At 72.9% G+C, this 26,906-nt stretch carries 21 protein-coding genes; 2 read left to right on the top strand and 19 right to left on the bottom strand.

The features are described 5' to 3' along the window. Positions 1-159: 159 nt before the first annotated feature. The 8 genes from ACZ6I1_RS19200 to ACZ6I1_RS19235 all read right to left on the bottom strand — a co-directional run bounded on the left by ACZ6I1_RS19200 (position 160) and on the right by ACZ6I1_RS19235 (position 9,062). Complete coding sequence (locus tag ACZ6I1_RS19200) at positions 160-1,896, bottom strand: acyl-CoA dehydrogenase family protein (protein WP_469288621.1); 1,737 nt, start codon at positions 1,894-1,896, stop codon at positions 160-162. Between the two features lie 56 nt (positions 1,897-1,952). Continuing rightward, on the bottom strand, positions 1,953-2,522 hold the full coding sequence (locus tag ACZ6I1_RS19205) for a PadR family transcriptional regulator (RefSeq protein ID WP_469288623.1): 570 nt from the start codon (positions 2,520-2,522) through the stop codon (positions 1,953-1,955). Between the two features lie 81 nt (positions 2,523-2,603). Continuing rightward, complete coding sequence (locus ACZ6I1_RS19210) at positions 2,604-4,082, bottom strand: type 1 periplasmic-binding domain-containing protein (RefSeq protein WP_469288625.1); 1,479 nt, start codon at positions 4,080-4,082, stop codon at positions 2,604-2,606. 4 nt (positions 4,083-4,086) lie between these two features. Beyond that, complete coding sequence (locus tag ACZ6I1_RS19215) at positions 4,087-6,087, bottom strand: hypothetical protein (RefSeq protein WP_469288627.1); 2,001 nt, start codon at positions 6,085-6,087, stop codon at positions 4,087-4,089. A 196-nt stretch (positions 6,088-6,283) separates the two neighbouring features. Next, entirely contained in the window at positions 6,284-6,487 is a 204-nt protein-coding gene (locus tag ACZ6I1_RS19220) for a cold-shock protein (protein ID WP_073907826.1), read from the bottom strand. A 154-nt stretch (positions 6,488-6,641) separates the two neighbouring features. Beyond that, positions 6,642-7,460, bottom strand: coding sequence for an amino acid ABC transporter ATP-binding protein (locus tag ACZ6I1_RS19225; protein WP_469288629.1), 819 nt, complete (start codon positions 7,458-7,460; stop codon positions 6,642-6,644). A 37-nt stretch (positions 7,461-7,497) separates the two neighbouring features. Continuing rightward, the gene (locus ACZ6I1_RS19230; RefSeq protein ID WP_469288631.1) at positions 7,498-8,328 is read right to left on the bottom strand and encodes an amino acid ABC transporter permease; all 831 of its coding nucleotides are present in this window, start codon (positions 8,326-8,328) and stop codon (positions 7,498-7,500) included. Further along, entirely contained in the window at positions 8,295-9,062 is a 768-nt protein-coding gene (locus ACZ6I1_RS19235; protein ID WP_469288894.1) for an ABC transporter substrate-binding protein, read from the bottom strand. The genes ACZ6I1_RS19230 and ACZ6I1_RS19235 overlap by 34 nt, the downstream gene beginning before the upstream one ends. 416 nt (positions 9,063-9,478) lie before the next feature. Here ACZ6I1_RS19235 and ACZ6I1_RS19240 point away from each other — a divergent pair, with 416 nt between their 5' ends. Then, positions 9,479-12,466: a carbohydrate binding domain-containing protein gene (locus ACZ6I1_RS19240; protein WP_469288633.1), complete on the top strand. Its 2,988-nt coding sequence runs from the start codon at positions 9,479-9,481 to the stop codon at positions 12,464-12,466. A gap of 58 nt (positions 12,467-12,524) precedes the next feature. Here the strand turns inward: ACZ6I1_RS19240 and ACZ6I1_RS19245 are convergent, their stop codons facing one another. Both ACZ6I1_RS19245 and ACZ6I1_RS19250 read right to left on the bottom strand, forming a co-directional pair. After that, entirely contained in the window at positions 12,525-14,651 is a 2,127-nt protein-coding gene (locus ACZ6I1_RS19245) for a tetratricopeptide repeat protein (protein ID WP_469288635.1), read from the bottom strand. After that, positions 14,648-15,058 (bottom strand): hypothetical protein, encoded by a 411-nt coding sequence (locus tag ACZ6I1_RS19250; RefSeq protein ID WP_469288637.1) that lies wholly within the window; start codon positions 15,056-15,058, stop codon positions 14,648-14,650. The genes ACZ6I1_RS19245 and ACZ6I1_RS19250 overlap by 4 nt, the downstream gene beginning before the upstream one ends. A gap of 220 nt (positions 15,059-15,278) precedes the next feature. On the opposite strand from ACZ6I1_RS19250, the gene ACZ6I1_RS19255 reads away from it, so the two are divergent. After that, on the top strand, positions 15,279-16,481 hold the full coding sequence (locus tag ACZ6I1_RS19255) for a serine hydrolase domain-containing protein (RefSeq protein WP_469288639.1): 1,203 nt from the start codon (positions 15,279-15,281) through the stop codon (positions 16,479-16,481). A 42-nt stretch (positions 16,482-16,523) separates the two neighbouring features. Here ACZ6I1_RS19255 and ACZ6I1_RS19260 read toward each other — a convergent pair whose 3' ends face one another. The 9 genes from ACZ6I1_RS19260 to ACZ6I1_RS19300 are packed head-to-tail and all read right to left on the bottom strand — an operon-like array spanning position 16,524 to position 26,900. Then, a complete protein-coding gene (locus tag ACZ6I1_RS19260) occupies positions 16,524-18,047 on the bottom strand; it encodes an AMP-binding protein (RefSeq protein ID WP_469288641.1) in 1,524 nt (507 codons plus the stop codon). Beyond that, entirely contained in the window at positions 18,044-19,210 is a 1,167-nt protein-coding gene (locus tag ACZ6I1_RS19265; RefSeq protein WP_469288643.1) for an acyl-CoA dehydrogenase family protein, read from the bottom strand. Before ACZ6I1_RS19265 ends, ACZ6I1_RS19260 begins: the two co-directional genes overlap by 4 nt. Further along, positions 19,203-20,378, bottom strand: coding sequence for an acyl-CoA dehydrogenase family protein (locus ACZ6I1_RS19270; protein WP_469288645.1), 1,176 nt, complete (start codon positions 20,376-20,378; stop codon positions 19,203-19,205). Before ACZ6I1_RS19270 ends, ACZ6I1_RS19265 begins: the two co-directional genes overlap by 8 nt. After that, complete coding sequence (locus tag ACZ6I1_RS19275) at positions 20,375-20,647, bottom strand: acyl carrier protein (RefSeq protein WP_469288647.1); 273 nt, start codon at positions 20,645-20,647, stop codon at positions 20,375-20,377. Before ACZ6I1_RS19275 ends, ACZ6I1_RS19270 begins: the two co-directional genes overlap by 4 nt. A gap of 56 nt (positions 20,648-20,703) precedes the next feature. Continuing rightward, positions 20,704-21,852, bottom strand: coding sequence for an acyl carrier protein (locus ACZ6I1_RS19280; protein ID WP_469288649.1), 1,149 nt, complete (start codon positions 21,850-21,852; stop codon positions 20,704-20,706). Positions 21,853-21,881: 29 nt separating this feature from the next. Continuing rightward, on the bottom strand, positions 21,882-22,595 hold the full coding sequence (locus ACZ6I1_RS19285; protein ID WP_469288651.1) for a maleylpyruvate isomerase family mycothiol-dependent enzyme: 714 nt from the start codon (positions 22,593-22,595) through the stop codon (positions 21,882-21,884). After that, a complete protein-coding gene (locus ACZ6I1_RS19290; protein WP_469288653.1) occupies positions 22,592-23,890 on the bottom strand; it encodes a pyridoxal phosphate-dependent aminotransferase in 1,299 nt (432 codons plus the stop codon). The genes ACZ6I1_RS19285 and ACZ6I1_RS19290 overlap by 4 nt, the downstream gene beginning before the upstream one ends. After that, a complete protein-coding gene (locus tag ACZ6I1_RS19295; protein WP_469288655.1) occupies positions 23,887-25,245 on the bottom strand; it encodes a KamA family radical SAM protein in 1,359 nt (452 codons plus the stop codon). The genes ACZ6I1_RS19290 and ACZ6I1_RS19295 overlap by 4 nt, the downstream gene beginning before the upstream one ends. After that, the gene (locus ACZ6I1_RS19300) at positions 25,242-26,900 is read right to left on the bottom strand and encodes a carbamoyltransferase C-terminal domain-containing protein (RefSeq protein WP_469288657.1); all 1,659 of its coding nucleotides are present in this window, start codon (positions 26,898-26,900) and stop codon (positions 25,242-25,244) included. The genes ACZ6I1_RS19295 and ACZ6I1_RS19300 overlap by 4 nt, the downstream gene beginning before the upstream one ends. Positions 26,901-26,906: the final 6 nt, after the last annotated feature.

Below are 26,906 nucleotides of genomic sequence, written 5' to 3' on the forward strand. Positions count from 1 at the left end.
CAAGTACGTCCAGTACGCGGGCATCCGGCCGGCACGCCGAGAGCACGCACCGGACACCGCTCCTTCACCACGGACCTCCGTCAGACACCCCCTAGCCGTGCTGTGGCCGAACGGGCGGCCCGGACGGCTCCCGTCGCACGGGAGCCGTCCGTGCGCTCGTTACGGCGCCATCTCGTACGCGCCGGCCAGTGCCTCCACGCGCGCCCAGACCCGCGCCGAGCGGTCGGTGTCGACGACCGGGCGGCGGACCGCGCCGAGGGCCCACGACTGCTGGTCCGCGGTGGCGGAGTCCTTGCCGTACAGCTCGACCGCGTGCGCGGAGAAGTCGCGCACGAGGACGCCGAACAGCTCGTCGAGCACGTCCTCGTCCAGTCCGGTCAGGCGGGCCTGCTCCAGGATCAGCTGGCCGTGCACGACCAGCGCGAACAGCTGGCCCACCGCCAGGAGGAGGTCGAGGTCGCGGCTCTGCTCCTCGTCGGGGGCGGCGGTCGTGACGAACGCGCACAGGGCGTCGGCCTGCTCGCGGAAGCGGGCGACGTTGGGCACGGCCGCGTACGCGTCGTAGGCGGTGCGCCAGTCGTGGAAGCGTACGGAGCCCAGACCGCGGGCCGGGCCCTGACGGAAGAGGAACGCGTCGTCGGCCGCGTCGAGGCGGGTCGGGACGGGCGCGTACTCGGCCGGTTCCAGCAGGTGGTTGCGCATGAACTTGAGGATGAGGGCGAGGTTGACGTGGACCGTGCCCTCCAGCTTGGGAAGACTGCGGATCTCGACGGCCGCCTGGGCGAAGTAGGTGTCCTTCTCGAAGCCCTTGGCCGCGATGACGTCCCACATCAGGTCGATGACCTTCTCGCCCTCGGTGGTCACCTTCATCTTGGTCATCGGGTTGAACAGCAGGTAGCGGCGGTCGTCCGGCCCTGCGGAGCGGAAGTAGTCGACGGCGCGGTCGCTGAACAGCTTCATCCCGACGAGGCGGACGTACGCGTCGGTGAGCTCACGGCGCACGTGCGGGAAGGCCGTGACGGGGCGCCCGTAGAGGATGCGGCCCTGCGCGTGGGTGACGGCCTCGTACATCGCGTGCTCGCAGATGCCGATCGAGGCGGTGCAGAGGTTGAACTTGCCGACGTTGACGGTGTTGAGGGCGGCGTCGAAGGCGGCGCGGCCGGTGTGCAGGACGTCTTCGGCGCGGACCGGGTAGTCCTCGAGACGGAACTCGCTGACGTACTTCGAGGAGTCGACGACGTTCTTCACGAGGCGGTACGCCGGGTGGCGGCTGTCGGCGGCGAAGAAGACGTAGCCGTCGGGGCCCTCGATGTCGGTGCGGCGGCCGAAGACGGAGACGAGTCCGGCGGCGTTGCCGTTGCCGATGTAGTACTTGGAGCCGGTGGCGCGGAAACCGCCGGCGCCGTCACCGTCGGTGTACGGCTCCAGCAGCATGTCGGTGGAGTAGATGTCGGCGCCGTGGGTCTTCTCGGACAGGCCGAAGGCGAACACCTCGCCCTCGGCGAGGAGCTGCGCCGCCCGGCTGCGGGCCTCGGCGTTGTCGCTCTGCCAGACCGGGCCGAGGCCGAGGATGGTGACCTGCCACGCGTACCAGTAGTCCAGGCCGTAGAAGCCGAAGATCTCGTTGAGCGCGGCGATCCGTGCCGTGTCCCAGCGCTTGTCCGGCTGCTCCTCGCCGGCGGCGGGGGCCGGGGTCAGGAAGGTCGCGAAGAGCCCCTCCTTCGCGGAGAACGCGAGGAAGTCCGCCAGCCAGGCACGGGAGCGGTAGTCCTCGATCAGCCTGCGCTTGCCGCGGTCCTCGAACCAGTCGACGGTGGCGCGCAGCAGCCTGCGGGTCTCGGGGTCGAAGTGCGCCGGGTCGTAGGTGCGCGGGTTGAAGAGCAGCGGGTCGGTCATGGAGTCCGTCTTTCGGTGTGAGGGGTCAGCGGGTGCGGGGGGCGACGGGGCGCGGGTCAGCGCTCGGCGAGGCGCCGGAGCGTGTCGAGCACGTCCTCGAGCCAGGCGATCGTCATCCGCTCGTAGGCGATGCCGCCGCGGAGCACGACGTGCTGGAGTTCGCGGCCGGCGTCGTCCGGTGCGGGTGCGTCCGGCGCGGGTGCGTCCGGGCCGGTGAAGTCGCGCAGCTCCCCGGCGAGGTAGCGCGTGAGCCGGTCGGTGTGTGCGCCGTGGTGGCGTTCGACCTCGGGGATCAGCGCCGCCGGGTCGTCGAAGGCCGCGCCGCGGATCCTCACGGCGAGCTCGTGCCGGACGCTTTCGAGCGGGATCGGCTCGTGGAGCCAGGCGGACAGGGCGGCCCGGCCGGCGGCGGCGACCGAGTACTCCTTCTTGTCCGGCCTGGCCTCCTGCGGCACGTCGCGGACGTCGATCCAGCCGTCGCCCTCCATGCGCCCCAGCACGCGGTAGATCTGCTGGTGGGTGGCGGTCCAGAAGTAGCCGATGGACCGCTCGAACCGACGCGCCAGTTCGTAGCCGGAGCCCGGCTTCTCCAGCAGGGAGACGAGGATCGCGTGCTCGAGTGCCATGCCCCCGATCTTTCTATGCAACTCGTTGCATAGACAAGCGCCACCGCCCCGGTGAGACGCGGCTCACCCGTCCACCACCGCTCACTGCTGTTCCGGGGGCTTGCCCTCCGCCGCGGACACCTCGACGAACTCGGCCTGGCCCTTGGCGTTGAGCCGCAGGATCGGGACGGCCTTGTTGCGGGGGTTGCCGTTGTTCTGGAAGGAGATGAAGCCGCTGGCTCCGGCCACCTGCTGGCTGCCGTCCATCTGGTGGAACATGCGGGCCACGGCGTCCCCGACGACCTTGCCCTGCCAGCGCGCGGCCATCTGGATGCCGTGGGCGGCCGTGAGGACGGCGTCGTGACCCATCAGGGCCCCGCCGTCGTGCCGGGGGTCGTGGGGGAACCACTGGTCGAGCAGCCCGCCCGGCTGGAAGTTCTTCGCCGACGGGGCGGACACCGACTGCGGCGACGTGCGGTGCATGTCGGGGTGGGAGAGGCCGGTGTAGAGGACCTCGACACCCGTCTCGGCGGCGTGGGCGAGCTGCTCGGCGGTCAGGTTGGTCGTGTCGTCGCCGGCGAAGACGGTGAACTTCTGGTCGGTGCAGCTGCGGTTGGACAGGGCGTCGAGGAAGTGGGTGAGGTGGCGGCCGCGGCCCGCGAAGTAGACGAGCTGCGGGCGTTGCAGGCACAGCTGTCCGGGCATGTAGCGCAGCTCGTTCTGCCAGGCGCTGCTCACGGAGGAGTCGTAGGTCATGCGTTCGGCGACCAGCTTGTGCTTGTCGCCCTCCTGGAAGGCCTGGGTGAAGGCGGTGCCGAGGGTGGACGCGTACAGGTTTCCCTTGGCCACGTCCTGGATGACGACGGCGGTGGCGACGCCCCGCCGCTTGAGGAAGCCGGCGGCCGCGTACGCCTCGTCCTCGTTGGTGGGGGCGACCCGCACGAAGCCGTTGATGCCCTGGATGTTCGTGGCGGTCATGGTGGCGCCCACCATGGCGATGCCGTGCTCGGAGAGACGCCGTATGGCCGCGAGGTTCTCGTCCGTACTGGGGCCCAGACCGGCGACGGCGACCAGCCGGTCCGGGGAGTCCTTGCGGGCGATCAGCTCGTCGACGGTGTGCTGCCAGTGCGCCGATCTGCTGCCCGCGTTCGCGATCAGCAGCCGGATCTTGGGCGTCGCGGACAGGTCGCCGCGATTGTGCCGGTACTGGGCGAGGTAGGCCCCCTGCAGCTCGTGCCGGACGCCCTCCGCCGAATTGCTGTCCTCACTGGTCACGGTGAAGGACGTCAAGTACGCGACGCTGACGTAGGGCTCCTTGTCCGCGTTGGCGAGGACCCGGGCGTTCTCCTCGAGGATCTTCTTGCGGACCGCGTCGAGGTGCGGGGCGAACGTGTAGGCGCCGTCGGTCACCCCGACGCATTCGTCGTCCGGGCCCTGTTCGACCACTCCGTCGGCGCATCTGGCCTGCCGCTCCTGGAACCAGCCGACGCCCAGCCAGGCGGCCGCCGCCAGCGCGACGGCGACGGCGGTGGCCAGTGCGACGCGGCGCACGATGTGCAGCGGCCATTCGAGTCTGACCACGGGCTCAGCCCTCTCCGCCGGCGGTCTGGGGATCGCGCCAGTGACGGTGCCGCTCCGCCTCGTTGAACAGGGCCACGATGTCGTTCCTCCGCAGTTGTGACAGCTGGGTGTAGCCGTCGGCGATCATGTCGTTGAGCCGCATGGCGGGGTCGGCGAGCGGATCGCTCCACACCCAGCGGGTGGTGACGAGCGTGTGGATCACGGATTCGACGTCCCTGACGCGCCCGGGGCGGCTCGGGCCGAGTCCGGCGAGGAGTTCCACCGGGCCGCGGTCCGTCGGGAGGCGGTTGGGAGCGGCGGTGATCGCGTTGAACTCGGCGATCCACTGGGCGGCCGGCACCTCGGTGAAGCGCCGTGTCAGATGGGCGGTGACCTCGTCGCTCCGCCCGGCGGCCAGCTGGTGGTACATCTCCTGCACCGGCTTGCCCTCGCCGCGGTAGAACTCCGCGAGGAGTTCGTGCGCGGCGTCCCACGCGTCGGGGCGTCCGGCCAGCCGCCACAGCAGCAGCCGGCGCAGCCACGGGTGGAGTACCGGGACGACGGTGAGCGGTCCGGACAGCAGCCAGCGCGACCGGATCTCGCCGAACAGGGCGTCGCCCGGGCTGAGCAGCCGGGTGCCGACGGAGAAGTCCCGGGCGGCGGCGCATTCGGCGAGGGTCGCGCGTTCGGAGTCGTCGAAGTCGCGCAGGAGGTGGCCGAGGGCGGTGTCCGCGAGGGTGGCGGTGTGTTCGCCGCTGCGCAGCGGCCGGTCGGGGAGGATGCGCAGCCAGCGGTCCTGCTGGGGGCCGGAGTCCGGGGGCGGCCCGGATTGGCGCAGTACGTCGAGCACTTGGTGGACGGCGCGCGGCAGACCGCCGGTGAGCCGGTGCACGAAGGGGGTGAGGCGGGTCAGCGGGGCGAGGTCGCTGTGTCCGCCGAGTTGAAGTTCTATGCGGATGCGCACCTCGTCCAGGTTGAGGTCGCGCAGGCGTAACGGGTACCACCAGGTGTCCTCGCTGTCCCGGGTGGGCCGGTGGGTGTTCCAGTCGGACAGGGAGGCCCGGTCGGGGCCGCGCAGCTGCCAGGGCCAGGAGTCCCCGGTGGCCGGGCCCCAGCGGGGCAGCCACCGGTTGGAACTGGCGACGACGGTCAGCGGGTCGCTGTCGTGACCGGCCACGACCGTCTCGTCGTGGCGGGCGCGCACCAGCAGGTCGAGGAAGCGGCGGCCGTACGCGGTGTGGGAGTTGTCGAGGAGCAGCAGGTAGGAGCGGGGCATGAAGTTGCGGGCGGTGTTGCGTCTGAGGTCTTCCAGGAACGCCGAGAAGAGGACGAGGTCGAGGCGCTCCTGCTCGTTCTCGTCTCCCTCGTGGCGCCACAGGTTGAGCTCGACGAGGGCCTCCATGGGGTCACCGCTGCGCGTCATGGGGTGGCGGCCGTACCAGTGGGCGCCCGAGGTGAGCCGGCTGCCGACCCTGCCGCCGAGCAGGGCCGGCACGCCGCGGCGGCTGCGGCGCAGGGCGTCCTGGAAGAGGGCGAGGGCGGCGGTGGAGGCGCCTTCGGGCATGCCGACCGCGCCCATGCCCACTTCGAAGAAGGCGGCCAGGTAGTCGCCGTGCCGGGCTTCGTTCTCCTCCTGGAACCGGTCGAGCTGCCGTTGTACGGCGCGCCGGCCTTCGGCGAGGCTGCGCATTCTCAGTTCCTGGTCGGAGGCGAGCAGACCGAGGCTGAGCAGCGGGAAGTGGGAGCGGCCGTAGCGGGGCAGCTTGCGTTCGAGCTGGCGGGCGAGCAGGCCGAGGGCGTAGCGCGGCAGGAGTGACTGCGTTCCGCCGAAGTTGACGAAGGCGAAGGGGTAGTGGGGTCCGAAGTGCTCCATGAGGGCGCTGTGCGCCTCGCTGGCGCCGCTGCCGGGCGGGCCGAGCAGCATGGTGAGGGGCCGCTCGGCTGCGGGGGTCTCCTTCAGGCAGGCGTCGACCAGCGACAGGATGCCGCTGCGGCCGCGCAGGCCCATGCCGGTGCCCGGCTCCATCACGTGTGTACCCCCCCGGGTGCGCTTTCAAGGACACGAGAGTGCCATTCGAAACCCATCGCTGCCATAGCCCGTACCGCCCGGATGCGCCGGGCGGCCGGCACCCGTGCACCCGGATGCGGGCGGGAGCCCGCACACAGCACGCCGACGGCGCCCGCACCGGGTGCGGGCGCCGCCGGAAGAGCCGGGCGGGAGGTCAGCCGCGGACGATGTTCTCCGCCTGCGGGCCCTTCTGGCCCTGCGTGACGTCGAACGACACCGTCTCGCCCTCGGTCAGCTCGCGGTATCCGTTGCCGGAGATGTTGGAGTAGTGGGCGAAAACATCCGGTCCGCCTCCGTCCTGGGCGATGAAGCCGAAGCCCTTTTCGGAGTTGAACCACTTCACGGTGCCGCTGGCCATACTCATCCCTCTGCTCAATTCAGCGCGGCCCGGGTCCGGGCCACCGCGGCGCCCGTTCGCAGGCGCCTGAGCCACTTCTCCCCCGGTGTCCCCACCGCTACACCTGCGAACCGCGACCGGATAACAGCATGAACGCCGACGGGTGGCGCGGACCTCACTCCCCGGGCCGGCCGTCGGCCGTTTTGCCGGGTTCTGGGCCTTCGTGGGCGGCGGGTGCCGGGGCCGCTGCCGGGTCCAGGATCCGGTTGAGGAAGTTCCGGGTCCGCTCTTGCTGCGGACGGGCGACCACCTGCGAGGCCGGCCCCTGTTCGACGATCACTCCGCCGTCCATGAACACGACGCGGTCCGCGACCTCGCGGGCGAAGCTCATCTCGTGGGTGACGACCATCATCGTCATGCCCTCGCCCGCCAGCACCCGCATCACCGACAGCACTTCGCCGACGAGTTCCGGGTCGAGCGCCGAGGTCGGCTCGTCGAAGAGCATCACCTCGGGGCCCATGGACAGGGCCCGGGCGATCGCCACCCGCTGCTGCTGGCCGCCGGAGAGCTGCGCGGGAAAGGCGTCCGCCTTGTCGGCGAGGCCGACGCGCTCGAGGTTCTCCCGGGCGATGGCGGCCGCCCGGGCCTTGTCCCGGCCGAGCACCCGGCGCTGCGGCAGCGTGAGGTTCTCGGTGACGCTGATGTGCGGGAACAGGTTGAACTGCTGGAAGACCATGCCGATGCGGCGGCGCACGGCGTCGATGTCGACGTCGAGGTCGGTGACCTCGGTGCCGCCGACGAAGACCTTGCCCTCGTTCGGCTCCTCCAGGAGGTTCACGCAGCGCAGGAGTGTCGACTTGCCGGAGCCGGACGGTCCGATGACGCACACCACCTCACCGCGGGCGATGTCCAGGTCGATGCCGCGCAGGACGTGGTTGTCGCCGAAGGACTTGTGCAGGCCCCGGATCTCGATCTCCGGGCGGTCCGTGGTCATCGTGTCCACCGTTTCCGTCGTGGGTCCCATCTCGTCCTCACGTGGCCTTGTCCGCGCGGGCCTCGAGGCGGCGCACCACGAGGCTCAGCGGCACGGTCACCAGGAGGTAGCACAGACCCGCGACCAGGATCGGGGTGGAGTTGGCGGTCTCGCTCGCGAGGTCGCGGCCGAATTTCGTCAGTTCCCGCTCCTCCAGTGTCACGCCCAGGAACAGCACCAGCGAGGAGTCCTTGAAGAGCAGGACCAGCTCGTTGGTGAGCGGCGGGATGACGATGCGGAAGGCCTGCGGAATGATCACCGACACCATGGCGCGGGCGTGCGAGAAGCCCAGCGAGCGGGCCGCCTCCATCTGCCCCTTGGGCACGGCCTGGATGCCGGCCCGGATCGTTTCCGCCATGTAGGCGGCGGCGACCAGGCCCAGACCGAGGGCGACCTTCCCGTACGTACCGCCGGGGATCTCGGTTCCGGGGAACGCCAGTGGTACGGCCACGCCCACGAAGATGAAGATCAGCAGGGCGGGCAGGCCCCGGAACAATTCGATGTACACACTGGCGACCCACCGGTACGGGGTCACCGAGGACAGCCTCATCATGGCGATGACGAGGCCGAGGACCAGGCCGAAGACGAACCCGGAGAGCGTGTAGACCACCGTGTTGCGCAGGGCGGTGGTGATGATGTTCGGGAACAGCCGGGCGGCCAGGTCCGCCTGTGCGAACTGGTTCTGCAGCCGGTCCCAGTCGGCCAGTACGCCGATCGCGACCACCGCTGCGACGAAGACGGCGTACTGGACGCCTTGCGAGACCCGGCGCCGCTGGCGCCGGGTCAGCCGAGAGGTCACGACGTGGCCTGGGGCAGCGGGCCGATCCACTGTTCGTAGATCTTCTTGTAGGTTCCGTCGGCCTTGGCGGTCGTGATCGCCTTGTCGATCGCGGCGAGGAGGGCGGTGTTGCCCTTCTTCACCGAGAAGCCGTACTGCTCACCGGTCTCGATGTTCTGCCCGAGGACGAATTCCGCGGCGTTCGCCTTGTCCTTGAGCCAGCCCTGTACGACGGGGTAGTCGATGACGACCGCGTCGACCTGGCCCGTGCGAAGGCCGTTGAGCACGGCGTCGGAGCTCTCGAAGGCGACCGGGTTGAAGCCCTGGGCCTTGGCGTAGCTCTCGCCCGTGGTCTCGGCCTGCGCGCCCAGCTTCTTGCCCTTCGCCTTGAGGTCGGCGAGCGAGGTGATGCCGCTCTTCTTCGTCGCGAGGAGTGCCTGGGTCGCGTCGAAGTAGGGGACGGAGAAGTCGACGTTCTTCTTGCGTTCGTCGGTGATCGTCATACCGGCGGCGGCCAGGTCGCACTGGCCCGAGTTGAGGAAGGCACCGGTCTTGAAGTTCTCGAACGGGGTGTCGAGGATCTTCTGTTCGACTTCGAGGTTCTTCGCGACCAGGTCGATCAGGGCCACGTCGAAGCCGACGACCTTGCCGCTCTGTTCGAACTGGAAGGGCGGGTACGGGAGATGGGTGCAGGTGGTGAGCTTGCCCTTCTCGACGACGGGCACGCCTCCGGCGGCTTCCGACGGTCCGCTGTCGTCGGAGGAGCAGCCCGCCACGAGGAACATTCCCGCCGCGGCAGCGGCGGCCGCCGAACGGATGCGGTGGCTGGTGCGGTGGGTGCGGTGTCCTTGAGCCGTCCGGAGCACGGTTGACCTCCACGGGTGCGGGGCGGGCGGCGGTCGCGGGACGAGACCGCCGGTCGCGATCGTAAGCCCCGCGCGGTGCGGCGCGAGGGATCATTCGTGATGCGTCGTGGCCACTGCGGCCCGCTTCCGCCACGGCCCCAGTGCGCCGCGGCCCCTGCTCGAGTCCTTCCGGCCCCGCGCGTCCGTTTCCGGTTCAACCTCTTTACTCGGCCGTCACGGCCGAGTAACTTCCCAGCGACGCAAGGGGTTTCAGCAAGTTGCCGACTGCACTTCCATCGCGGATCGGCCGAGCCGCCGGCTTTCTGGAGACACCCGTGAACCGCATTCGCCTTCGCATGCGTACGCGCACGCGCACGCTCGGCAGACCCGTGGCCGCCGCGGTGGCCGCCTGCACCGTCCTGGCCCTGGCGTCCGGCGCCCCCGGCGCCGGCCCGCCCGCGGACCGGCCCTCCACCGCGCCGGTGGCGGCCGCCGACCACACGGCCACCGTCTTCTACTCCACGGGGACGAAGAACTGGGCGCAGTACCACCTCCACTACGCGCCCGACGGCGGCTCCTGGACCGCGGTCCCGGGCGTGGGCATGGAGGCCGCCTGCACCGGCTGGGTGAAGAAGACCGTCGCCCTCGGCGCGGCCGAAGGACTGCAGGCCACCTTCAACAACGGCGCCGGCACCTGGGACAACAACGCGGGCAGGAACTACGACCTGGGGACCGGCGCCGTCACCGTCAAAGATGGTGTGGTCGCGCACTCCGATCCGTGCACCGGCGGCGGCGACCCCCCTCCGGCCCACCGGGCCACGGTCTTCTACTCCACGCGGGCCCTCGGCTGGACCACCGCCAACCTGCACTACCAGCCGGCGGGCGGCGCGTGGACCGCCGTACCCGGCGTCGGCATGCGGGCCGCGTGCACCGGCTGGTGGAAGAAGGAGGTCGACCTCGGCTCGGCCACCTCGATGAAGGCGGCGTTCAACAACGGCAACGGCGTGTGGGACAACAACCAGGGCGCCGACTACACCCTGACCGCGGGCGTCACCACCGTGCAGAGCGCCACCGTGACCCCGGGCGCCGGGGACCCGTGCGCCGGGGAGGTGCCCGACACCCAGGCGCCGACCGTGCCCGCCGGGGTCACCGCGAGCGCGGACGGGGTCTCCGTCGTCCTGGCCTGGGAGCCGTCGACGGACGCCAGGGGCGTGACCGCCTACCAGGTCACCCGTACCGGCGGCACCAAGGGCACCCTCGTGACGGACGTCGCCTCGACCGTCTTCTCCGACGCGGACCTGGAGGAGTCGACCACCTACGCGTACACGGTCAAGGCCGTGGACGCGGCCGGGAACGTCTCGGCCGCCTCCGCCGCCGCGCGGGCCACCACGGGGGTCAAGCCGCCGGCACCCCCCGCGGGCTCGCCGCTGGGCACCGATCCTCGCAAGGACCCGATCTACTTCGTGCTGACCGCCCGCTTCCACGACGGCGACGCCTCGAACAACCGCGGCGGCAGCATGCACGAGAAGTCGGGCAACGCCGCGCACGGCGACCCCATGTTCCGCGGTGACTTCAAGGGCCTGGTGAACAAACTCGACTACGTCAAGGCGCTGGGCTTCTCCGCGGTGTGGATCACCCCGGTCGTGCTGGGCCGCTCGGACTACGACTACCACGGCTACCACGGCTGGGACTTCTACCGGGTCGACCCGCGCCTGGAGTCCGCCGGCGCCTCCTACCAGGACCTGATCAACGCCGCCCACGCCAAGGGCATGAAGATCTACCAGGACGTCGTCTACAACCACTCCTCCCGCTGGGGCGCGAAGGGCCTCTTCGTCCCGACCGTGTACGGCGTCCGGGACAAGGACTGGTCCTGGTACTACGACGAGAAGCAGCCCGGGTTCGAGTACGACGGCCTGACCATCGAACCGAAGAGCGGAAAGTCGTACTACAACGGCGACCTGTGGTCGACGGCGGAGCCCGCCGGAAACACCTGCGTCGACTGGGGCAGGGCCACGCAGTGGACCTCGCCCGAGGGGTACCGGATCCACAACTGCCAGTGGCCGAGCCCGACCTCGGGCATGTTCCCGAAGGCCGCGTACCACTCCTGCTGGATCGGCAACTGGGAGGGCGAGGACTCCCGCTCCTGCTGGCTGCACGAGGACCTGGCCGACTTCAACACCGAGAACGCGCAGGTGCAGAACCATCTGATCGGCGCCTACGACAAGTACATCGACATGGGCGTGGACGGTTTCCGCGTGGACACCGCCGTACACATCCCGCGGACCACCTGGAACCGGCGCTTCCTGCCCGCGATCCAGGAGCGCGTCACCCGGCGGCACGGAGCCGAGGCCGCGAAGAACTTCTTCGTGTTCGGGGAGGTCGCCTCGTTCGTCAACGACAAGTGGAACCGCGGGTCGGTCAACCACTCGGCGCAGTTCTTCACCTGGAAGGAACGCAAGGAGTACAGCGCCGACGACGAGAAGGCCGCGCTGGAGATGTACGCCTACGAGCAGCAGGCCGGACCGGCGGGCCAGCCGACGTCCGCGAACGCGTTCCTCCGGGGCAACGGCTACCACGCGCCCGACCACAGCACGTTCTCCGGCATGAACGTCATCGACATGCGCATGCACATGAACTTCGGCGACGCCCAGAACGCGTTCCACAACGGCAAGGACTCCGACGACAGCTACCAGGACGCCACCTACAACGTCGTCTACGTCGACAGCCACGACTACGGCCCCAACAAGAGCGCCGAGCGCTATGCGGGCGGCACCGACGCCTGGGCGGAGAACATGTCGCTGATGTGGACCTTCCGCGGCATCCCGACCCTCTCCTACGGATCGGAGATCGAGTTCCAGGCGGGCAGGAAGATCGACTGCGGGCCCGCGTGTCCGCTGGCCACGACCGGTCGCGCCTACTTCGGCGACCACCTCGCCGGCGACGTGCGGGCTTCGGAGTTCTCCAGGGCCGATTCCGCCTCCGGCGCGGTCGCCACGACGCTGGCGCAGCCCCTGGTCCGGCACGTGCAGCGGCTGAACGAGATCCGCAGGGCGGTCCCCGCCCTGCAGATGGGCCAGTACTCGACCGAGGGCATCTCCGGCGGGATGGCGTTCAAGCGCCGCTACACCAGCGGGACGACGGACAGCTTCGCGCTGGTCACCGTCACCCACGGCGCCACCTTCACCGGCGTGCCCGACGGCACGTACACCGACGCCGTCACGGGTGACACGCGGGTCGTCACCGGCGGAACGCTCACCGTGGCGGCCCCCGGCAAGGGCAACCTCCGGGTCTACGTCCTGAACGGCCCCGGCCGGATCGGCGTGGCGGGCCCGTACCTGAAGTAGCCGTACGGGAGCGGGCCGCCGGCCCGCTCCCGCAGGCCTTCGGGCTGCGGCGCAGTGGTCAGTGGGCGGACGCCACGCCCTCCCGGAACGCGGCCAGGTTCGCCACGGAGGCTCCCGTCCAGGGGTGATCCGGTCCCAGGACACGGGTCCGCTTCTCCAGGACCGCCTCCATCTGCTCGATCGCCTCGGGGAACGCGCCGACCCCCGCGAGGGTCAGCGCCAGGAGCGACCGGGAGGCCAGGGTGATCGGATAGTCCGGGCCGTAACGCCGCTCGGCCGCCGCGAAGGCCCGCCGGGCGAGGGGGAGCGCCTCGGCGGACCGGCCGGAGTAGAACAGGGCGTTCGCGTGGTTGAGCTCCGCTCCCATGGTGATCGTGTGGTCCGGCCCCATGGTGTCGGCGCACTCCCTGACCAGGGCCGGCGCTCCCTCGAGTTCCCGCTCGAGCTCCGCACCTCGGACGATCTCCAGGAGGATGTAGCGGGCCCTCAGCGTCTGCGGGTGGACCGGCCCCAGGGCCTCGGTCCGGCCCTCGGCGGCCCGCCGCATCAGGGCCGCGCCTTCGGCCTGCCGACCGTTCACCCACGCGGCGATCGACAGCGTCGCACAGCTCTCGAGCGTGTCCAGGGCGGTCGGGCCGAACAGGCGCTCGCAGTCGGCGAGGGTCCGCTCGGCGAGGGCCTCGGCCTCGTCGAAGCGGCCGAGCCGGCGCAGGGATCGCGCCACGCGCTGGCGCAGCCGCAGGACCAGCGGGTTGTCCTCGCCCAGCCGTGCCTTCGCGAGGTCCACGGCCGTGGTCCCGACCGCCAGCGCGGAGGCGTAATCGCCCGACCGGTGGAGGTTGACGGCGAGCCGCAGCGCGCACTCCGCCGCCGATTCCACGAGCGTCCGGTCCGTGTCCTCCCCCTGCGTCACCCGTCGCAGCAGCGCCAGCACGTGCGGGGCCAGCGGCCGGAACGGAGCTGCCTCGATGCCGCGTTCCGGAATCTCGGGAAGCACCGCCAACAGCAACTCGGCGGCCTTCGCGGCGAGTTGACCGCGCTGCTCGGCAGGGGTGCCGCGGGCCACGCTGTCGAGGAGGACCCCGTGGGTGCGCAGGCCGCGCGGAGGGCCCGGTACGAGTTCCGTGAGGGAGTGGTCCAGCAGGCCGCGCAGCGCCGGCTCGACCCGCCCGGCGGGGAGGTCCGCACCCAGGTCGAGACCGGACAGCAGGGACAGCGGGAGCGGGTCGCTCGCCCAGCACGCGAGCAGACGCAGCAGGGTCTGGGCCTCGGGCAGTCCCTGGCCGGCCACCGCGTCGAGGGAGAGCTCCCAGGTGCTGCTGACCAGGTGGCGCGCGTCGCCGGCGATGCCCACGGCTCCCTGGTCTATCAGGTCGATGTCCAGGCGCTGTCCGTACTCGGTCAGCGTCCAGGGGCTGATCACCTGGTGCGCCAGGAAGGTGCCGGCGAGGGTGAGTGCGAGGGGGAGCCGGCCCAGCCGGTCGGCGATCTCCTCCGCCTCCTCGGCCGTCCCGGCGTCGGGGGCGAGGTCGCGGAGCACCTGGGCGGCGTCCGGGCGCGGCAGTACACCCACGTGGAGCAGATGGGCTCCGGGCCACCACCGGCCGGCGGCCTGACGGCTCGTGACCAGTACGGTGCCGCGCGGGCTGCTGCGCAGCCAGCCGCCGTCGCGCAGTACGGAGGGGTCGTCGGCGTTGTCGATGACCAGCAGCCAGGGCCGGTCGGACCGGTCCAGGTAGTCCCAGACCAGGTCCGCCGCGGCGCGCAGCCCGCTGCGCGCCGCCATCAGCTCGCCCTCCGCCGCGCCGCGGTCGGCGGCGACGGCGAGCATGCCGGTGCGGAGCGAGGTGGTGTCGGAGGCGTTCACCCACAGGCCGAGACGGCCTCCGTCGGCGGTCGCGTGCTCGAAGAGCGCGCAGGCGACGGCGGTCTTGCCACAGCCGCCGAGTCCGTGCAGGACGTGGACCTGGCCGCCCGCTCCGGGGGCGACGGCGGCCCGCAGCGTCTCCATCAGCTCGACGCGGTCGCGCAGGACGAGCGGGGTGCGGCCCAGCGCGGGGCTGCGTACCGTGTCCGGGCCGGACCAGGAGGGGCCGTGGTGGTGGTGCTCGACGATGTGCTGGTCGCCGGAGGCCTGGTAGACGCGGCCCTGGCCGCTGGCCCGGCCTTCGGTGCGGCCGTTCACCGCGGCCCCAGGTGCATGTCCCGGCCGGCCTGGTAGACGCGGCTCTCACCCGATGCCGTGGCGTGCTGGGTGATCGCGGGCGCGGCGGGCGGCTGCTCCTGGGACGGGACCAGCAGGGCGCGCAGCTCGTCGGCCGCCTCGGGGTGTGCGCTCAGCAGCCGCCGGATCCGGCCCTGCCATTCCGCTGCCAGCTCGGCCGGAGTCTCCTTGTCGCCCTCGTGCTCGGCGTCGAGGAGGTCGTACCGGGTCGTGTCGAGTTCGGCCTCCACCGCGTCGGCCCGCTCGGGCAGCACGCGCCTCCACAGCGCGACCAGCCCGACGGACGCGGTCTGCCACGCCTCCGTGGCGAGTGCCGTGACCAGCGCCGTGCCCGCGCTCGCTGCGAGCGCGGTGATCTCCGGTTCCATCAAACCCCCATGTCCAGACCGTAATTGTCCCAGCATCACATAGTCGCCGCGACCGGATCGCAGCGGAAGCCGAGTGGGATGTGGGTCCTGGTCGCGGGTGGGGGCAGGACCCGGGCCCTCGGGCCGGCGGGCGATGTGCCGGCCCGCTCCGCTTCCTAGTCTCGGGCCGTCCACATGATCGATGCCGATGCGCCCGGCAGGGCGCACAAGGAGGGCCCCCATGACCGATCGTTCCCGTCGGCCGTCGCCCGTTCGTGTCCCCTCGTCCACCGGAGCGCGGCGGCGCGGCACCGCGGTGGTGGCGGTGCTGGCGGCCGCGCTGGCCGTGGGCGGCACGCTCCCCGCGGCCGCGGCGCAACCCCCCGGTTCCGGTGATGCGGTGCGGCAGGGGCTGGAGCGCCTGGTGCGCGACGAGGGCTACCCCGCGGCCCTGGCGGCCACCGTCGGCCCCGACGGGCGCACCCGCAACTACACCGCCGGTGTCGCGGACGTGCGCACCGGGGCGAAGGTGCCCGTCGACGGACAGGTCCGGGTGGGCAGCAACACCAAGGCGTTCACCGCGACGGTCGTGCTCCAGCTGGTCGGTGAGGGCCGGGTCGGCCTCGACGCGTACATCGAGGAGTACCTGCCGGGCCTGGTCCGGGGCGAGGGCATCGACGGCCACCGCATCACGGTGCGCCAGCTCCTCCAGCACACCAGCGGACTGCCCAACTACACGGACTACATGATCGACGACTACCGCGGCGGAACCTCGCGCCACACCTACTACCAGCCCCGCGCCCTGCTCGACACGGCGCTGGCCCACAAGGCCCTCTTCGCTCCCGGGGACGGCTGGTCGTACAGCAACACCAACTACGTCCTGGCCGGGCTGCTCATCGAGAAGGTCACCGGCCGGCCACTGGCCGAGCAGATCACCCACCGGGTCATCGACCGCATCGGACTGCGCCACACCTACTTCCCCGGCGTGGGCGACGAGGGCATCCGCGAAGCCCACCCCCGGGGCTACCAGGTGGCGCGGCCGGGGGCTCCCCTGGAGGACGTCACGCGGATCGACCCCTCCTGGGGATGGGCCGCCGGGCAGCTGGTCTCCACCCCGAGCGACGTGAACCGCTTCTTCACCGCCCTGATCGGCGGCAGGCTCCTCGGACCCGCGGAACTCGCCGAGATGCGCACCACCGTCGAGGTCCCCCCGGAGCACGGCATGACGACCGGCGTGCGGTTCGGGCTGGGCGTGACCAGTACGCCACTGAGCTGCGGCGGCCTGGCGTGGGGCCACGGTGGCAACATCCCCGGCTACGCCACGCGCAACGCCGTCACCGACGACGGCCGGGCCGCCGCGGTGGCCGTGACCGCCGACGGAGCGCTCACGACCGCGTACCGCGACAGCGCCCAGGCCCTCGTCGACACCGCCTTGTGCAGGTGACGGCCCGGACCCGGGCGGCCTTCAGAGCCCCACCGGGGGTGGTCAGGGCGCCGTCAGGAGCGTGCGCAGGGTGGTGCGGTCGGTCTTGCCGTTGGCGTTGAGCGGGAGGGCGTCGAGCACGGTGAGGGTGGCCGGGACCATGTAGCCGGGCAGGCGGGCGCGCAGCGCTTCCGTGAGGGCGGCGGCACGGTCGGGCCCGGGGCCGGAGCAGGCGGCGGCGAGCTCCGTGCCGCCGCCCGCGTTCGGGACGGCGATGACGGCCGCCTCGGTGACACCGTCCTGTTCGCGCAGGGCGGCCTCGACCTCGCCGAGTTCCACGCGGTAGCCGTTGACCTGGACCTGCTGGTCGAGGCGGCCCTGGTGCAGGTAGCCGCCGTCGGCGAGGGCGGTGACCCGGTCGCCGGTGCGGTACCAGTGGTCGTCGCCGAGCGGGGTCGCCGGGTCCCAGGGGGTGCCGTCGGGGGCGAGGAAGCGGCCGGTGTTGTCGGCGGGGTCCAGGTAGCCGGGGAAGCGCTGGGGGCCTCGCAGGCACAGTTCGCCGTCCCGTACGAGCGCCTCCAGGCCGGGGTAGGGGCGGCCGATCGGAACGGTGCCGTTGGAGGTGCGCGGCCACCCGCCGGGCTCCCCGGCCGGCTGGTGGGCGGTGCAGGTGACGGTCAGTTCGGTCGGCCCGTACGCGTTCTCCACGGTGCTGTGCGGGGCGGCCCGCTGCCAGGCCTCGGCCTGTTGCAGGGTCAGCGGTTCCCCGCAGAACACGCTGCGGCGCAGGGCGGGGAGGCTGTCGGGCCGGAGCTGGCGCAGCCGCCGGGCGAGCGAGACGAGGGAGGGGACCGAGTTCCAGTGGGTGAGTTCGCGCCGGGCGGCGAACCGGACCGGGGTCATCAGCTCGGTGCGGTCGGGGACGACGAGGGTGGCGCCGGAGCCCCAGGCGCAGAACATGTCGAACACGGAGGGGTCGAAGGTGAGGTCGAAGGTCTGGGAGAGCCGTGCGCCGGGTCCCGCGTCGTGGGCGGGGACGACGTGCCGCAGGAACGCGTCGGCGTTGCGCTGGAGGACGGGTACGCCCTTGGGCACGCCGGTGGAGCCGGAGGTGAACAGGATGTAGGCGAGGTCGCCGGGTCCGCCCGGGGCCGGGGGCGGCGCGGAGCCCGCGGCCAGGGCGTCGAGACCGGTGTCGGTCAGCCGCAGCACGGGCGCGGGCAGGGTGAGCCCGGGCGCGGCGTGTTCGTCGGCGAGTACGGCGTCCAGGGCGGCGGCGCGGACCACGGTGACGTGGCGGGCGTGCGGGAAGGCCGGGCCGAGCGGCACGACGGCGGCGCCCAGCCGCTGGACGGCGAGGTATCCGGCGTAGGCGACGAGGGTGCGTCCGGCGAGCAGGCCCACGCGGCGGGGCGCCCGGCCGCCGAGGTGGTCGAGGAGGGCGGCGGCGATCCGGCCGGCGAGGTCCTCGAGTTCGGCGTACGTGACGACTCGGCCGGCGGCCTCGAGGGCGGGCCGCTGGGCGTGGGCCGCCGCGGAGTCGGCGAACCAGTCGTGGAGGGTGCGGGGTGCGGCAGGTGTGCTCATGGTGTCTCTCCTCGGGGTTCCAGGCCGGCGAGGACCTGCTCGGCGGAGTCGGCGAGCGCCGCGAGGACCACTTCGGTCGCGCCGCCGCCGATGCCGAACAGCGCCGCCTGCGCCCTGGTCTGCTGGACGGATCCGTCGGCGAATCCGGCGGCCCCCCACCACTGCGCGCAGTCGCCGAGGACCTGGCCGACGGTGGCCGCGGCCGCGGCCTTGAGGGTGGCGGCCGCGGTCGCGTCGAAGCGGCGGGCCACCGGTTCCGCGAACTGCTCGCACAGGGCGTGCAGTTCCTGGGTGCGGACCAGGCAGGCGGCGAAGCGCTGCCGGATCCCCTCGTTGTCCCACAGCGTGGCCTCACCGTGGGCGCGGCCGGCCAGGTGGCGGCGGGTGTCGGTCAGGACGCGCCGGCACAGGGCGACTCCCCACAGGGCGCCGGCGAGCCGCTCGCCGGCGATGTGCCGGGCGAAGGAGGGCAGGCCCATGCCGACCCGGTCCACGAGGTGGCCGGCGGTCAGGCGTACGCCGTCGAAGCGGACGTGGCCGGTGCCGGAGGCCGCGTAGAGGGCGGAGTCGGCGGGCCGGACGTGGACTCCCGGGGCGTCGGACGGGACGAGCACCCAGGTGAAGGAGGTGAAGTGGCGGCCGGGTCGCAGGCGGGCCAGTACCAGGAACCAGGCGGCGGTGGCGGCGTTGGCGATCCACTGCTTCTCGCCGGTGACCTCGACGGTGTCCCCGTCGAGGCGGACGGCCGTGCGCAGGCCGGTGAGGTCGGTGCCCGCGGTGGCGTCGGTGGCGGCGAGGGCGGTGGTGACCCGTCCGGCGAGGGCGTCCGCCAGTGCCCGGCGGGCCGCGGCGGTGGTGCCCGTGGCCAGGACCGGCAGGGTGGTGGCCAGCGGGACGCTCACCGAGAGGGTGGCGGGGATGCCGAAGCGGGCGTCGGTGGCGGCCAGCAGCCGGGCGAGGGCGGCGGGGCGCAGCCCGCGGCGCGGGTCGCCGTCCCGGTAGCAGGCGGCGAGGTGTCCGCCGGCGCCCAGGGCCGACCAGACCTCGGCGCCGGAGGCGTCGCGGGGCAGGGCCTGCGCGGCGCGGTCCGGTGTGCCGTGCGAGGTGTCGTCCGGAGTCCCGCACGACGTGTCGTCCGGAGTGAGGATGCGGAGGTCAGACAAGGCGCACCCCCGTGTCGCGCAGGGCGAGGCGGCCGTCGGCGAGGTGGAGCCGGTCGTTGCTGTAGTTGAGTGCGGCGGACCGCAGGTCGCGCAGGGCCTGTTCGAGGCGGGTCGGCGAGTCCTTGAGGTAGCCGTGGCGCAGTCCGACGGCGGTCACCAGGTCGTCGACGGCCGAGTGGCACTGCTCCGCCGCGGTGATCTTCAGGGCGTTGAGCAGCAACTGGCCGCTGGGGGTGTGCAGTTCGGTGCCGTCCTCGACCATGGCGAGGGTGTGGTGGAGCAGGGCGTGGACGGTGTCCAGCCGCTGGCGTGCCCGGGACAGCCGGGTGAGCAGCAGCTCGGAGCCGATGTCGAAGCGGCCGCGGCCGTCCGGTCCGCGCAGCAGCCGCAGGACGCGGGACAGGGCGCCGGCGGCCGTGCCGAGCCAGGCCGCGGACCAGCCGATGTGCGCGTACGGGGCGAAGATCCCGCCGGCGATGCGGGAGAACTCGCCGTGCTCGCCGATGACCTGGTGGCCGGGGACGCTGCCGGTGAGCCGGAGCGGCACGCTGTGGCTGGCCCGCATGCCGAGCGGCTGCCAGTCCCCGTCGCCGGTGATGTCCAGCTGGTCGCGGTCGGCGTAGACGAGGGAGACCTGGTGGCCGGAGGTGGCGCCGGGGCTGCGCATGGTGACGAGGAAGCCGTCGGCGTGGGCGCCGCCGGTGACCACGGGCGCGAACCGGTCGATCTCCAGGCGCCCTTGCTGCTCGGCCAGGGCGGCCTCGGCGGTCAGCAGACGGCCGCCCTTGCCCTCCTCGGTGGTCACGGAGGCGAGGTAGACCTCGCCGGCCGCGAGCCGGGGCAGCAGGGCGGAGCGCAGCGGCTCGTGGGCGTGGCGCACGAGTGCCTCGGCCTGCTGGCAGTGCATGGCGAAGATCATGGCCACGGACAGGTCGGCGCGGCCCAGCCGCTCGGTCACCCGGGCGACGTCGCGCAGGGTGCCGCCGGGGCCGCCGTGTTCGGCGGGGACGAGCAGGCCGAGCAGGCGGGTGCGGCGCAGGGCCGCGAGTGCCTCGACGGGGAAGGCGGCGTCCCGGTCGGTGCGGGCGGCGTGCTCGGCGGCGACGGAGGCGACCTCCTCGGCGGCCTCGGTCGCGGCCTCCGGTGCGGTACGGGTGGCGGTGGTCATGCGGCCACCTGGCCCGGGGAGCTCTGGCCCGGCGAGATCTGGGCTGCGACGGCCTGCCACAGGCTGCCGGCGGTCGCGAAGGTCTCGTCGTTGAGGTCCGTGTCGGGCAGGGAGATCCCGAAGGTGTCCTCGAGGGTGAACAGCAGCTCGATCGCGGCCATGGAGTCGATGCCGAGGGCACGCAGGTCGGTGTCGGGAGTGATGTCCGCGCTGGTGTCGCCGTCGGCGGAGACGGAGGGGCGGAGGATCTCGATGAATCGGGGGTCCATGGGGGGGGTCCTTTCCTCGGTGTGCGGTCAGTACGGGTACGAGTACGGCACGCGCGTCAGGCGGCCGGAGCGGCGGCCCGGGGCCGGGAGGCGATCTGGCAGAGGTCCTCGACGCGGCGCAGGTTCTCCGGGATCAGCTCGTCGGCGTCGAGTTCGACGTCGAGGTCCCGCTCCACCCGTTCGATCAGCTCCACGAGCCGGAAGGAGCTGAACGTCGGGAAGGCGCTGAACTCGGCGCCGTCGAGGAGCCGTTGCCGCGGCGCGTCGAGCACGGCGGCGGCGATGCCGGCGACGGCGTCGCGCAGCGCGGGGTCCGCCGGCGCCTGCACTGCGGGCGTGGCGAACGCGGTGGCGTCGGCGGCGAGCGCCGCCGCGAGCCGGTCCAGTACGCCGGGCGGTTCGGTACGGCCCCGGGCCACCCTGCGGTGGGCGAGGTAGGACTGTTCCACGACCAGGTCCCAGCGCCGCGTGTGCTCGGGGTCCGCGGGCAGGGACAGCCGGGCCCGCCACCGGGCGTGCAGGGCGCGGGCGCGGGCCAGCAGCCAGGTCTCGGAGGCGAGTTGCTCGAGGGCGGCGGCCCGGTCGGGGTGGTCCGCGTAGGCGGCGAGGTAGGGGGCGGGGTCGCCGCCCTCGTACGCGGGCCGCGGGCCGGTGGCGTCGAGGAGCCGCGGCGCCCACTCGATGACCTCGGCGTGCTCGATGCCGGCGAGGGCGTCGGCGCCGTACTGCCAGGAGCCGGGGAGCGCGGGGCCCCACGGGGTGTCGGTGCGGTAGCCGTCGGCGACGTGGAAGCCGTCGGGTCCGGCCGCGAGGAGGAAGCTGTGGTCCATGTGGCGGCGGCCGTGGTAGGGCAGCCAGGGCATCGCGTGGGCGTCGGCGACGACGTAGTGGGTGGTGCCCCGGGCCCGTACGGTCGCCAGCAGGTCCGCTCCGCCGAGCCGCGTACGGCTGCGGACCTTCAGGCCGAGCAGCTGTTCGGCCTCGGCGATCCGCTGGTCGAGCGGCGGGTCGACGGTGGGCAGTCCGTGGGGTCCGGGCCGGTCGTGCCAGCGCAGGGCGGCCCCGAGCCGCAGGTGGGTGTCCGGCCCGTGGTGGTGGTCGGCGAGCACGGCCAGGTTGACCTGGATGCAGTCGAGCAGTTCGCTGTGCACGGAGCCGAGGGCGTGGCGTTCGGGCAGCGGCGCCGGCGCCGGGTGGTCGTTCATCTGGTTCTCCTTCCGGGTGGTGCGGTACGTCAGATCCAGGCGGGCAGTTCGGGCAGCGGACCGGGGGTGGTGAGGCCCTCCCCCTTCGAGCGGCCGGTGAGCCAGGCGAGCAGGGCGCCGCGCGGGCCGGTGACGGCGGGTCCGCCGGAGCCGAACGCGGCCACCGGGGCCCCCGCGTCGTCGCGCAGGGTGCAGGGCGGGGTGCCGGCGGCCGCGGCGAGGAAGCCGGACACGTCGTCGAGGAGGACGTCGACGGCGGGCCGGGGGATGTCGCCGAAGCCGTAGCCGAGGTCGAGGTCCGTGTGGTGGACCTCGAGTTCGCGCAGCCGGATCACCAGGATGCGCTCGGGTGTGCACAGTTCACCGGTGAAGGGGCGCACGACGGTCCGCCAGGCGGGGTCGGGCAGCTCCCGGACGGTGGTCAGGAAGCGGGCGGCGGAGCCGCGCACCCGGTCGACGAGGACGGCCGCGGGCTGCCGGGAGCCGTCCTCGATCTCGGAGTCGCGGGCGTGCCGGTCGGCGTACTGGGGTGTCTCGGTGCCGGTACGGGCCCAGTGCAGCAGCCGCTCCAGGGCGTCCACCTGGGCGCTGAGATGGCTGAGTACGTGGGCGCGGCTCCAGCCGTCGAGCCGGGAGGGGGCGGCCGCGTCGGCGTCGGTGAGCCGGTCGAGGTCGCGCAGCAGCCGGTCGCCCGCGTCGGTGAGGAGGGCGAAGGTCTCCGGGGTGGGCGGCAGGGACTTCATGACGGCCTCCTGGTGCGGTGGGGCCCGGGGGCCGGCGCCGGCGCCGGCCTCTCGGTCAGACGGGTGAAGGCTTCCTCGATGCGGGCGAGCTGGTCCGCGATGTGCGGCAGGGCGGTGGGGTCCTCGGCCCGCAGGGCGGCCAGCTGCTCCTCCTCGTCGCCGTAGAGCAGGCTGGTCGCGGCCTTGAAGCGGAGGGCCGCGGGGTCGTCGCCGAGCAGGTGTCCGGCGAGGACGGCGACGCCGCCGTGGTCGAGGAGGCGGGCGGCGAGGGAGACGGAGTCGGTGACGCCGTTCCCGGCGAGCTCGGCGCGCAGCGGCTCGAAGTCGGGGTAGACGTAGAAGCCCGCGGTGGGCGGCCGGCAGTGCGCCCCGGCGGCGATGGCCCGGGCGTGCACCGCGCGGGCCACGGCGCCGTGCAGGCGGGCCGCGGCGGCCATCCGGGCGCGAACGGGCTCGGGTTCGGCGAACGCGTAGGAGGCGACCTGCTGGAGCGGCCCGGCGAGGGTGGACCAGATCTCGCTGGCCGCGGCCACGACCCCGTCGCGGACCGCCCGGCCGCGGGGGCCCGCGGGGAAGCGGGCGGCGCCCACGCGCCAGCCGCCGATGCCCAGCGATTTGGACAGGCCGGTGGTGACGACGGTGCGCTCGGGCGCGGCCTCGGCGGGGCTGAGGAAGGGGGTGGCCGGGTCGTGCACGACGTCGCAGTAGATCTCGTCCGAGACGATCAGGAGGTCCTCGGCCTCGGCGACGGCGGCGAGTTCGCGCACCAGGTCCGGTGGGGCGAGGGTGCCGGTGGGGTTGTCGGGCAGGGTCAGCACCAGCAGGCGCGGGGTGCGCCCGGCGGCCCGGGCGCGGCCGATCGCCCCGCGCAGCGCGCCGGGGTCGGGCACTCCCCCGCACCTGTCGGGGACGGGCACGGCGATGGGCTCCTTGCCCGCGTAGCGGGCCTGCGGGGCGTAGGTGTTCCAGGCGGGCCGGGGCAGCAGTACGTCCCCGTCCACCGCCAGGTTCAGGGCCATCAGCAGCGGTTTGCTGCCCGGTGCGAGGACGACGTCGGCCGGGTCGGTGGGCAGGCCCCGCCGCCCGAAGTAGCCGGCGACGGCGCTGCGTGCGTCCTCGGCGCCCGCGACCGGTCCGTAGGAGGCGCGGCGGGCGCCCGCGGCGAGCTGCTGCGCGAGCTCGGGCAGGACGGGCAGCCGGGCCTCGCCGAAGGTGAGGTTGACCAGGGGCTCGCCGGCGGCGCGCCGCTGTTCGACGAGGTGGTTGAGGGTCAGGTTCGGGGACGGCTGTGTCATGCCGCTTCCCGGGTGTCGTTGTCGTCGCTTCCCGCGCGCGGTGCCGGGCCGCGCAGCGCGGCCACCAGGTCGGCGGGGGTGTCGGGGTGCGGCCGGAGGTCGTCGAGCCATGCGGCCGTGGTGGAGTAGCGGGCCCGGAAGGGCCGTCCGACCAGGGCCGGGTTGCGTGCCTGGACCATGCGCAGCTGGAACCAGCGGCCCTCCCCGGTCTCCTCCACGCCGTCGACGCAGACCTTGCCGGGGGTGGCGGACATGACCGGGCCGCGGACCGTACGGGCGAGGCCGGGCAGGGTGCGGTAGGCGGCGCGGAAGATGCCGACCGCCGTGGCCAGGGGCACCTTGAAGTACGCGTGGGGGCCGGTGTCCCGTTCCACGAAGAGGTAGTAGGGGACGGCTCCGGCGGCGAGTTCCGAGCGCCACAGCTCGCTCCACACCCCGGCGTCGTCGTTGACGTGCGCGATCAGCGGTGCCTGGCAGTAGACGACGGCGCCGGTGGCCCGGATCCGGGCCAGTGCCCGGCGCGCCAGGTCGTTGTCGAGTTCGCGGGGGTGGCTGAAGTGCGCCATCACCGCGAGCTGCCGCCCCGAGGCCACGACCTGTTCGAACAGCCGCAGCAGGTCGTCCGCGTCCTGGTCGGTCGTGAACCGCTGCGGCCAGTACGCGGGTGATTTGGTGCCGATGCGCAGGGTGCGTACGGACTCCACCGCGAGCAGCGGTTCGAGGTGGGAGCGCAGCCGCTCGGTGGACATGATGAGCGGATCGCCGCCCGTCACCAGGACGTCGTGGACCTCCGGGTGCTCGCCCAGGTAGCGGATCAGACCGGAGGGGTCGGGGGCCGCGAAGCGCAGGTCGGCGTCGCCGATGAACTGGGCCCAGCGGAAGCAGTAGGTGCAGTAGGCGTGGCAGGTCTGGCCCTGGCCGGGGAAGTACAGCACCGTCTCGCGGTACTTGTGCTGGAGTCCCGGGACCGGCCGGCCCTGGTGGTGGGGGACGTTGAGTTCGCGCTGGCCGGAGGGGTGGGGGTTGAGGCCGGCCCGGATCCGGGCGACGGCCGCGCGCAGTTCCGGCTTGCGGGCGGGGTCGCCGAGCAGGCCGCCGATCTCCTTCTCCTCGGCGGCGGTGAGCATGCCCCGCTGGGGGAAGGTGAGCTGGAACATCGGGTCGTCGGGGACCCGGTCCCAGTCGACGAGCCGTTCCAGGACGTGGGAGTTGACCCGGAACGGCAGGACCTGGGAGACGCGGCGTACGGTCTCGCGGATGTCGTCGGGCAGGCCGTAGCGGGCGGCGATCTCGTCGAGGTGGCGCGGCCCGTACGCGCTGAAGCGTTCGGTGGCGAGGGCTGCGGGCACGGTCACCGGGCCGCCCCCTGGCCGGTGTCCTTCGTGTAGAGGGAGTCGTCGAGGACGAGGAAGTCCAGCTGCATCGCGCGGAAGGCGCTCAGCGCGTGGACGGCGGTGTCGACGATCGGCTCGCCCTTGTCGTTGAAGGAGGTGTTCAGCAGGACCGGGGGGACGCCCTGGCGCTCGAGGGTGTCGAGGACGGCGCCGACGAGCGGGGCGTCGTCGCCGCGCAGCACCTGCGGGCGGGTGGTGCCGTCGACGTGGACGACGCCGGGGGCGACCCGGCGGCCCAGTTCGGTGGCCTTGGCCGCGCCGAGCATGTAGCGGCTGAGGTGCTCCTGCTGCTCCCACAGCCGGGCGCTGTATCCGGGGCGGGTGACGCCGGCGAAGGGTCGCCACTGCTCGCGGTTCTTGACGGTGTTGACCCGGGTGTTGACCTCGGCGGTGTCCGGGAAGGCGATGATGGAGCGGTGGCACAGGGCGCGGGGCCCGACCTCGGCGCGGCCCTGGGCGACGGCTCCGACCCGGCCCTCCAGCAGCAGCCGGGTCACCACGTCCACGTCGAGGTCGGTGCGGTGCAGGCCGCTGGTGTCCAGGCCGGCCGCGCTGCCGATGTCGCTTCCCAGGTACGGGCTGAGGGCGCGGGTGTGCTGCTTGGGCGGGCTGACGGCCCAGGCGGCGCCGAGGGCGACACCCGCGTCGTGCGGTACGGGCGGGACGTACAGCGGGCCGGGCAGGGTCCCGTTGGTGGAGCAGTTGAGGGCGACGCCGCCGGCCAGGCAGAGCTCGTCCACGCCGGCGATCTTCCGGGTGAGGGCGCTGAGGTGGGTGACGGTCTCCTCGATGATGCGCTGCGCGGTCCAGGCGACGGCCACGGCCTTGGGGTCGTCGGGGAGGTGCTCCTCGTCCGCCTGCGGGCGGTCGGCTCCGACGATGCGGGTGTAGCGGTCGCGCCAGGCGGCGACCTGCGCCTCGTACTGCCGCTTGATGTCCTCGGCGGTGGCCTGGCCGGGCGCCTCGGTCAGGGGGGCGATGGCGAGCCGGAAGTCCTCGTCTCGGATGTCGACGAGCTGTTCGGCCGGCATCCCGGCGGCCCGGCCGTAGGCGGCGAGGCCCATGGTCTTGCCGGCGTTGAGGAAGGAGAAGCCGAGCCAGGTGGAGGCGGCGTCGTAGGCGTAGCCGAGGGAGGCGGTGCGGCCCCAGGAGCGCTCCTGGCGGGGCTCCTTGCCGTCCTCGAAGGTCCAGATGCTGGAGGACTCGTTCTCGCCGTGGCCGTCGATGACCAGGACGCCGGCCTTCCGGAACGGCGAGGCGTAGAAGGCGGAGGCGGCGTGCGCGGCGTGGTGCGGGACGCGGACGACCTCGGGGAGGCTGCTGCCGAAGTCGATCCCGACGGCGTACGCGAGGAAGTCGGCGTCGCTGGTGAAGCGGCCGGGGTAGAGCTGGTCGACGTCCCAGCCCAGGGCGACAACGTCGATGTCGGCGGGGCTGATGCCGGCCCGGTCGAGGCAGAGGCGGGCGGCGCTGACGGGCTTGCGGTACAGCGAGTGGCGGTGGCGGTTGATGCGCTCCTCCTCGCTGAAGGCGATGATCTCGCCTTCGCCGTTGACGAGGCAGGCGGCGGTGTCGTGCCAGCCGGTGGGAGGTGCGTTGACTCCGAGGGTCCACATGGTGAT

It is taken from the genome of Streptomyces sp. NPDC046303, assembly GCF_055588085.1.

What these genes read in the sequence shown, in the direction of transcription:
- ACZ6I1_RS19200 (WP_469288621.1), bottom strand. Translation starts at nt 1,896, where the DNA reads ATGACCGACCCGCTGCTCTTCAACCCGCGCACCTACGACCCGGCGCAC.
- ACZ6I1_RS19205 (WP_469288623.1), bottom strand. Translation starts at nt 2,522, where the DNA reads ATGGCACTCGAGCACGCGATCCTCGTCTCCCTGCTGGAGAAGCCGGGC.
- ACZ6I1_RS19215 (WP_469288627.1), bottom strand. Translation starts at nt 6,087, where the DNA reads ATGGAGCCGGGCACCGGCATGGGCCTGCGCGGCCGCAGCGGCATCCTG.
- ACZ6I1_RS19220 (WP_073907826.1), bottom strand. Translation starts at nt 6,487, where the DNA reads ATGGCCAGCGGCACCGTGAAGTGGTTCAACTCCGAAAAGGGCTTCGGC.
- ACZ6I1_RS19225 (WP_469288629.1), bottom strand. Translation starts at nt 7,460, where the DNA reads ATGACCACGGACCGCCCGGAGATCGAGATCCGGGGCCTGCACAAGTCC.
- ACZ6I1_RS19235 (WP_469288894.1), bottom strand. Translation starts at nt 9,062, where the DNA reads ATGTTCCTCGTGGCGGGCTGCTCCTCCGACGACAGCGGACCGTCGGAA.
- ACZ6I1_RS19240 (WP_469288633.1), top strand. Translation starts at nt 9,479, where the DNA reads ATGCGTACGCGCACGCGCACGCTCGGCAGACCCGTGGCCGCCGCGGTG.
- ACZ6I1_RS19250 (WP_469288637.1), bottom strand. Translation starts at nt 15,058, where the DNA reads ATGGAACCGGAGATCACCGCGCTCGCAGCGAGCGCGGGCACGGCGCTG.
- ACZ6I1_RS19255 (WP_469288639.1), top strand. Translation starts at nt 15,279, where the DNA reads ATGACCGATCGTTCCCGTCGGCCGTCGCCCGTTCGTGTCCCCTCGTCC.
- ACZ6I1_RS19260 (WP_469288641.1), bottom strand. Translation starts at nt 18,047, where the DNA reads ATGAGCACACCTGCCGCACCCCGCACCCTCCACGACTGGTTCGCCGAC.
- ACZ6I1_RS19270 (WP_469288645.1), bottom strand. Translation starts at nt 20,378, where the DNA reads ATGACCACCGCCACCCGTACCGCACCGGAGGCCGCGACCGAGGCCGCC.
- ACZ6I1_RS19275 (WP_469288647.1), bottom strand. Translation starts at nt 20,647, where the DNA reads ATGGACCCCCGATTCATCGAGATCCTCCGCCCCTCCGTCTCCGCCGAC.
- ACZ6I1_RS19280 (WP_469288649.1), bottom strand. Translation starts at nt 21,852, where the DNA reads ATGAACGACCACCCGGCGCCGGCGCCGCTGCCCGAACGCCACGCCCTC.
- ACZ6I1_RS19285 (WP_469288651.1), bottom strand. Translation starts at nt 22,595, where the DNA reads ATGAAGTCCCTGCCGCCCACCCCGGAGACCTTCGCCCTCCTCACCGAC.
- ACZ6I1_RS19290 (WP_469288653.1), bottom strand. Translation starts at nt 23,890, where the DNA reads ATGACACAGCCGTCCCCGAACCTGACCCTCAACCACCTCGTCGAACAG.
- ACZ6I1_RS19300 (WP_469288657.1), bottom strand. Translation starts at nt 26,900, where the DNA reads ATGTGGACCCTCGGAGTCAACGCACCTCCCACCGGCTGGCACGACACC.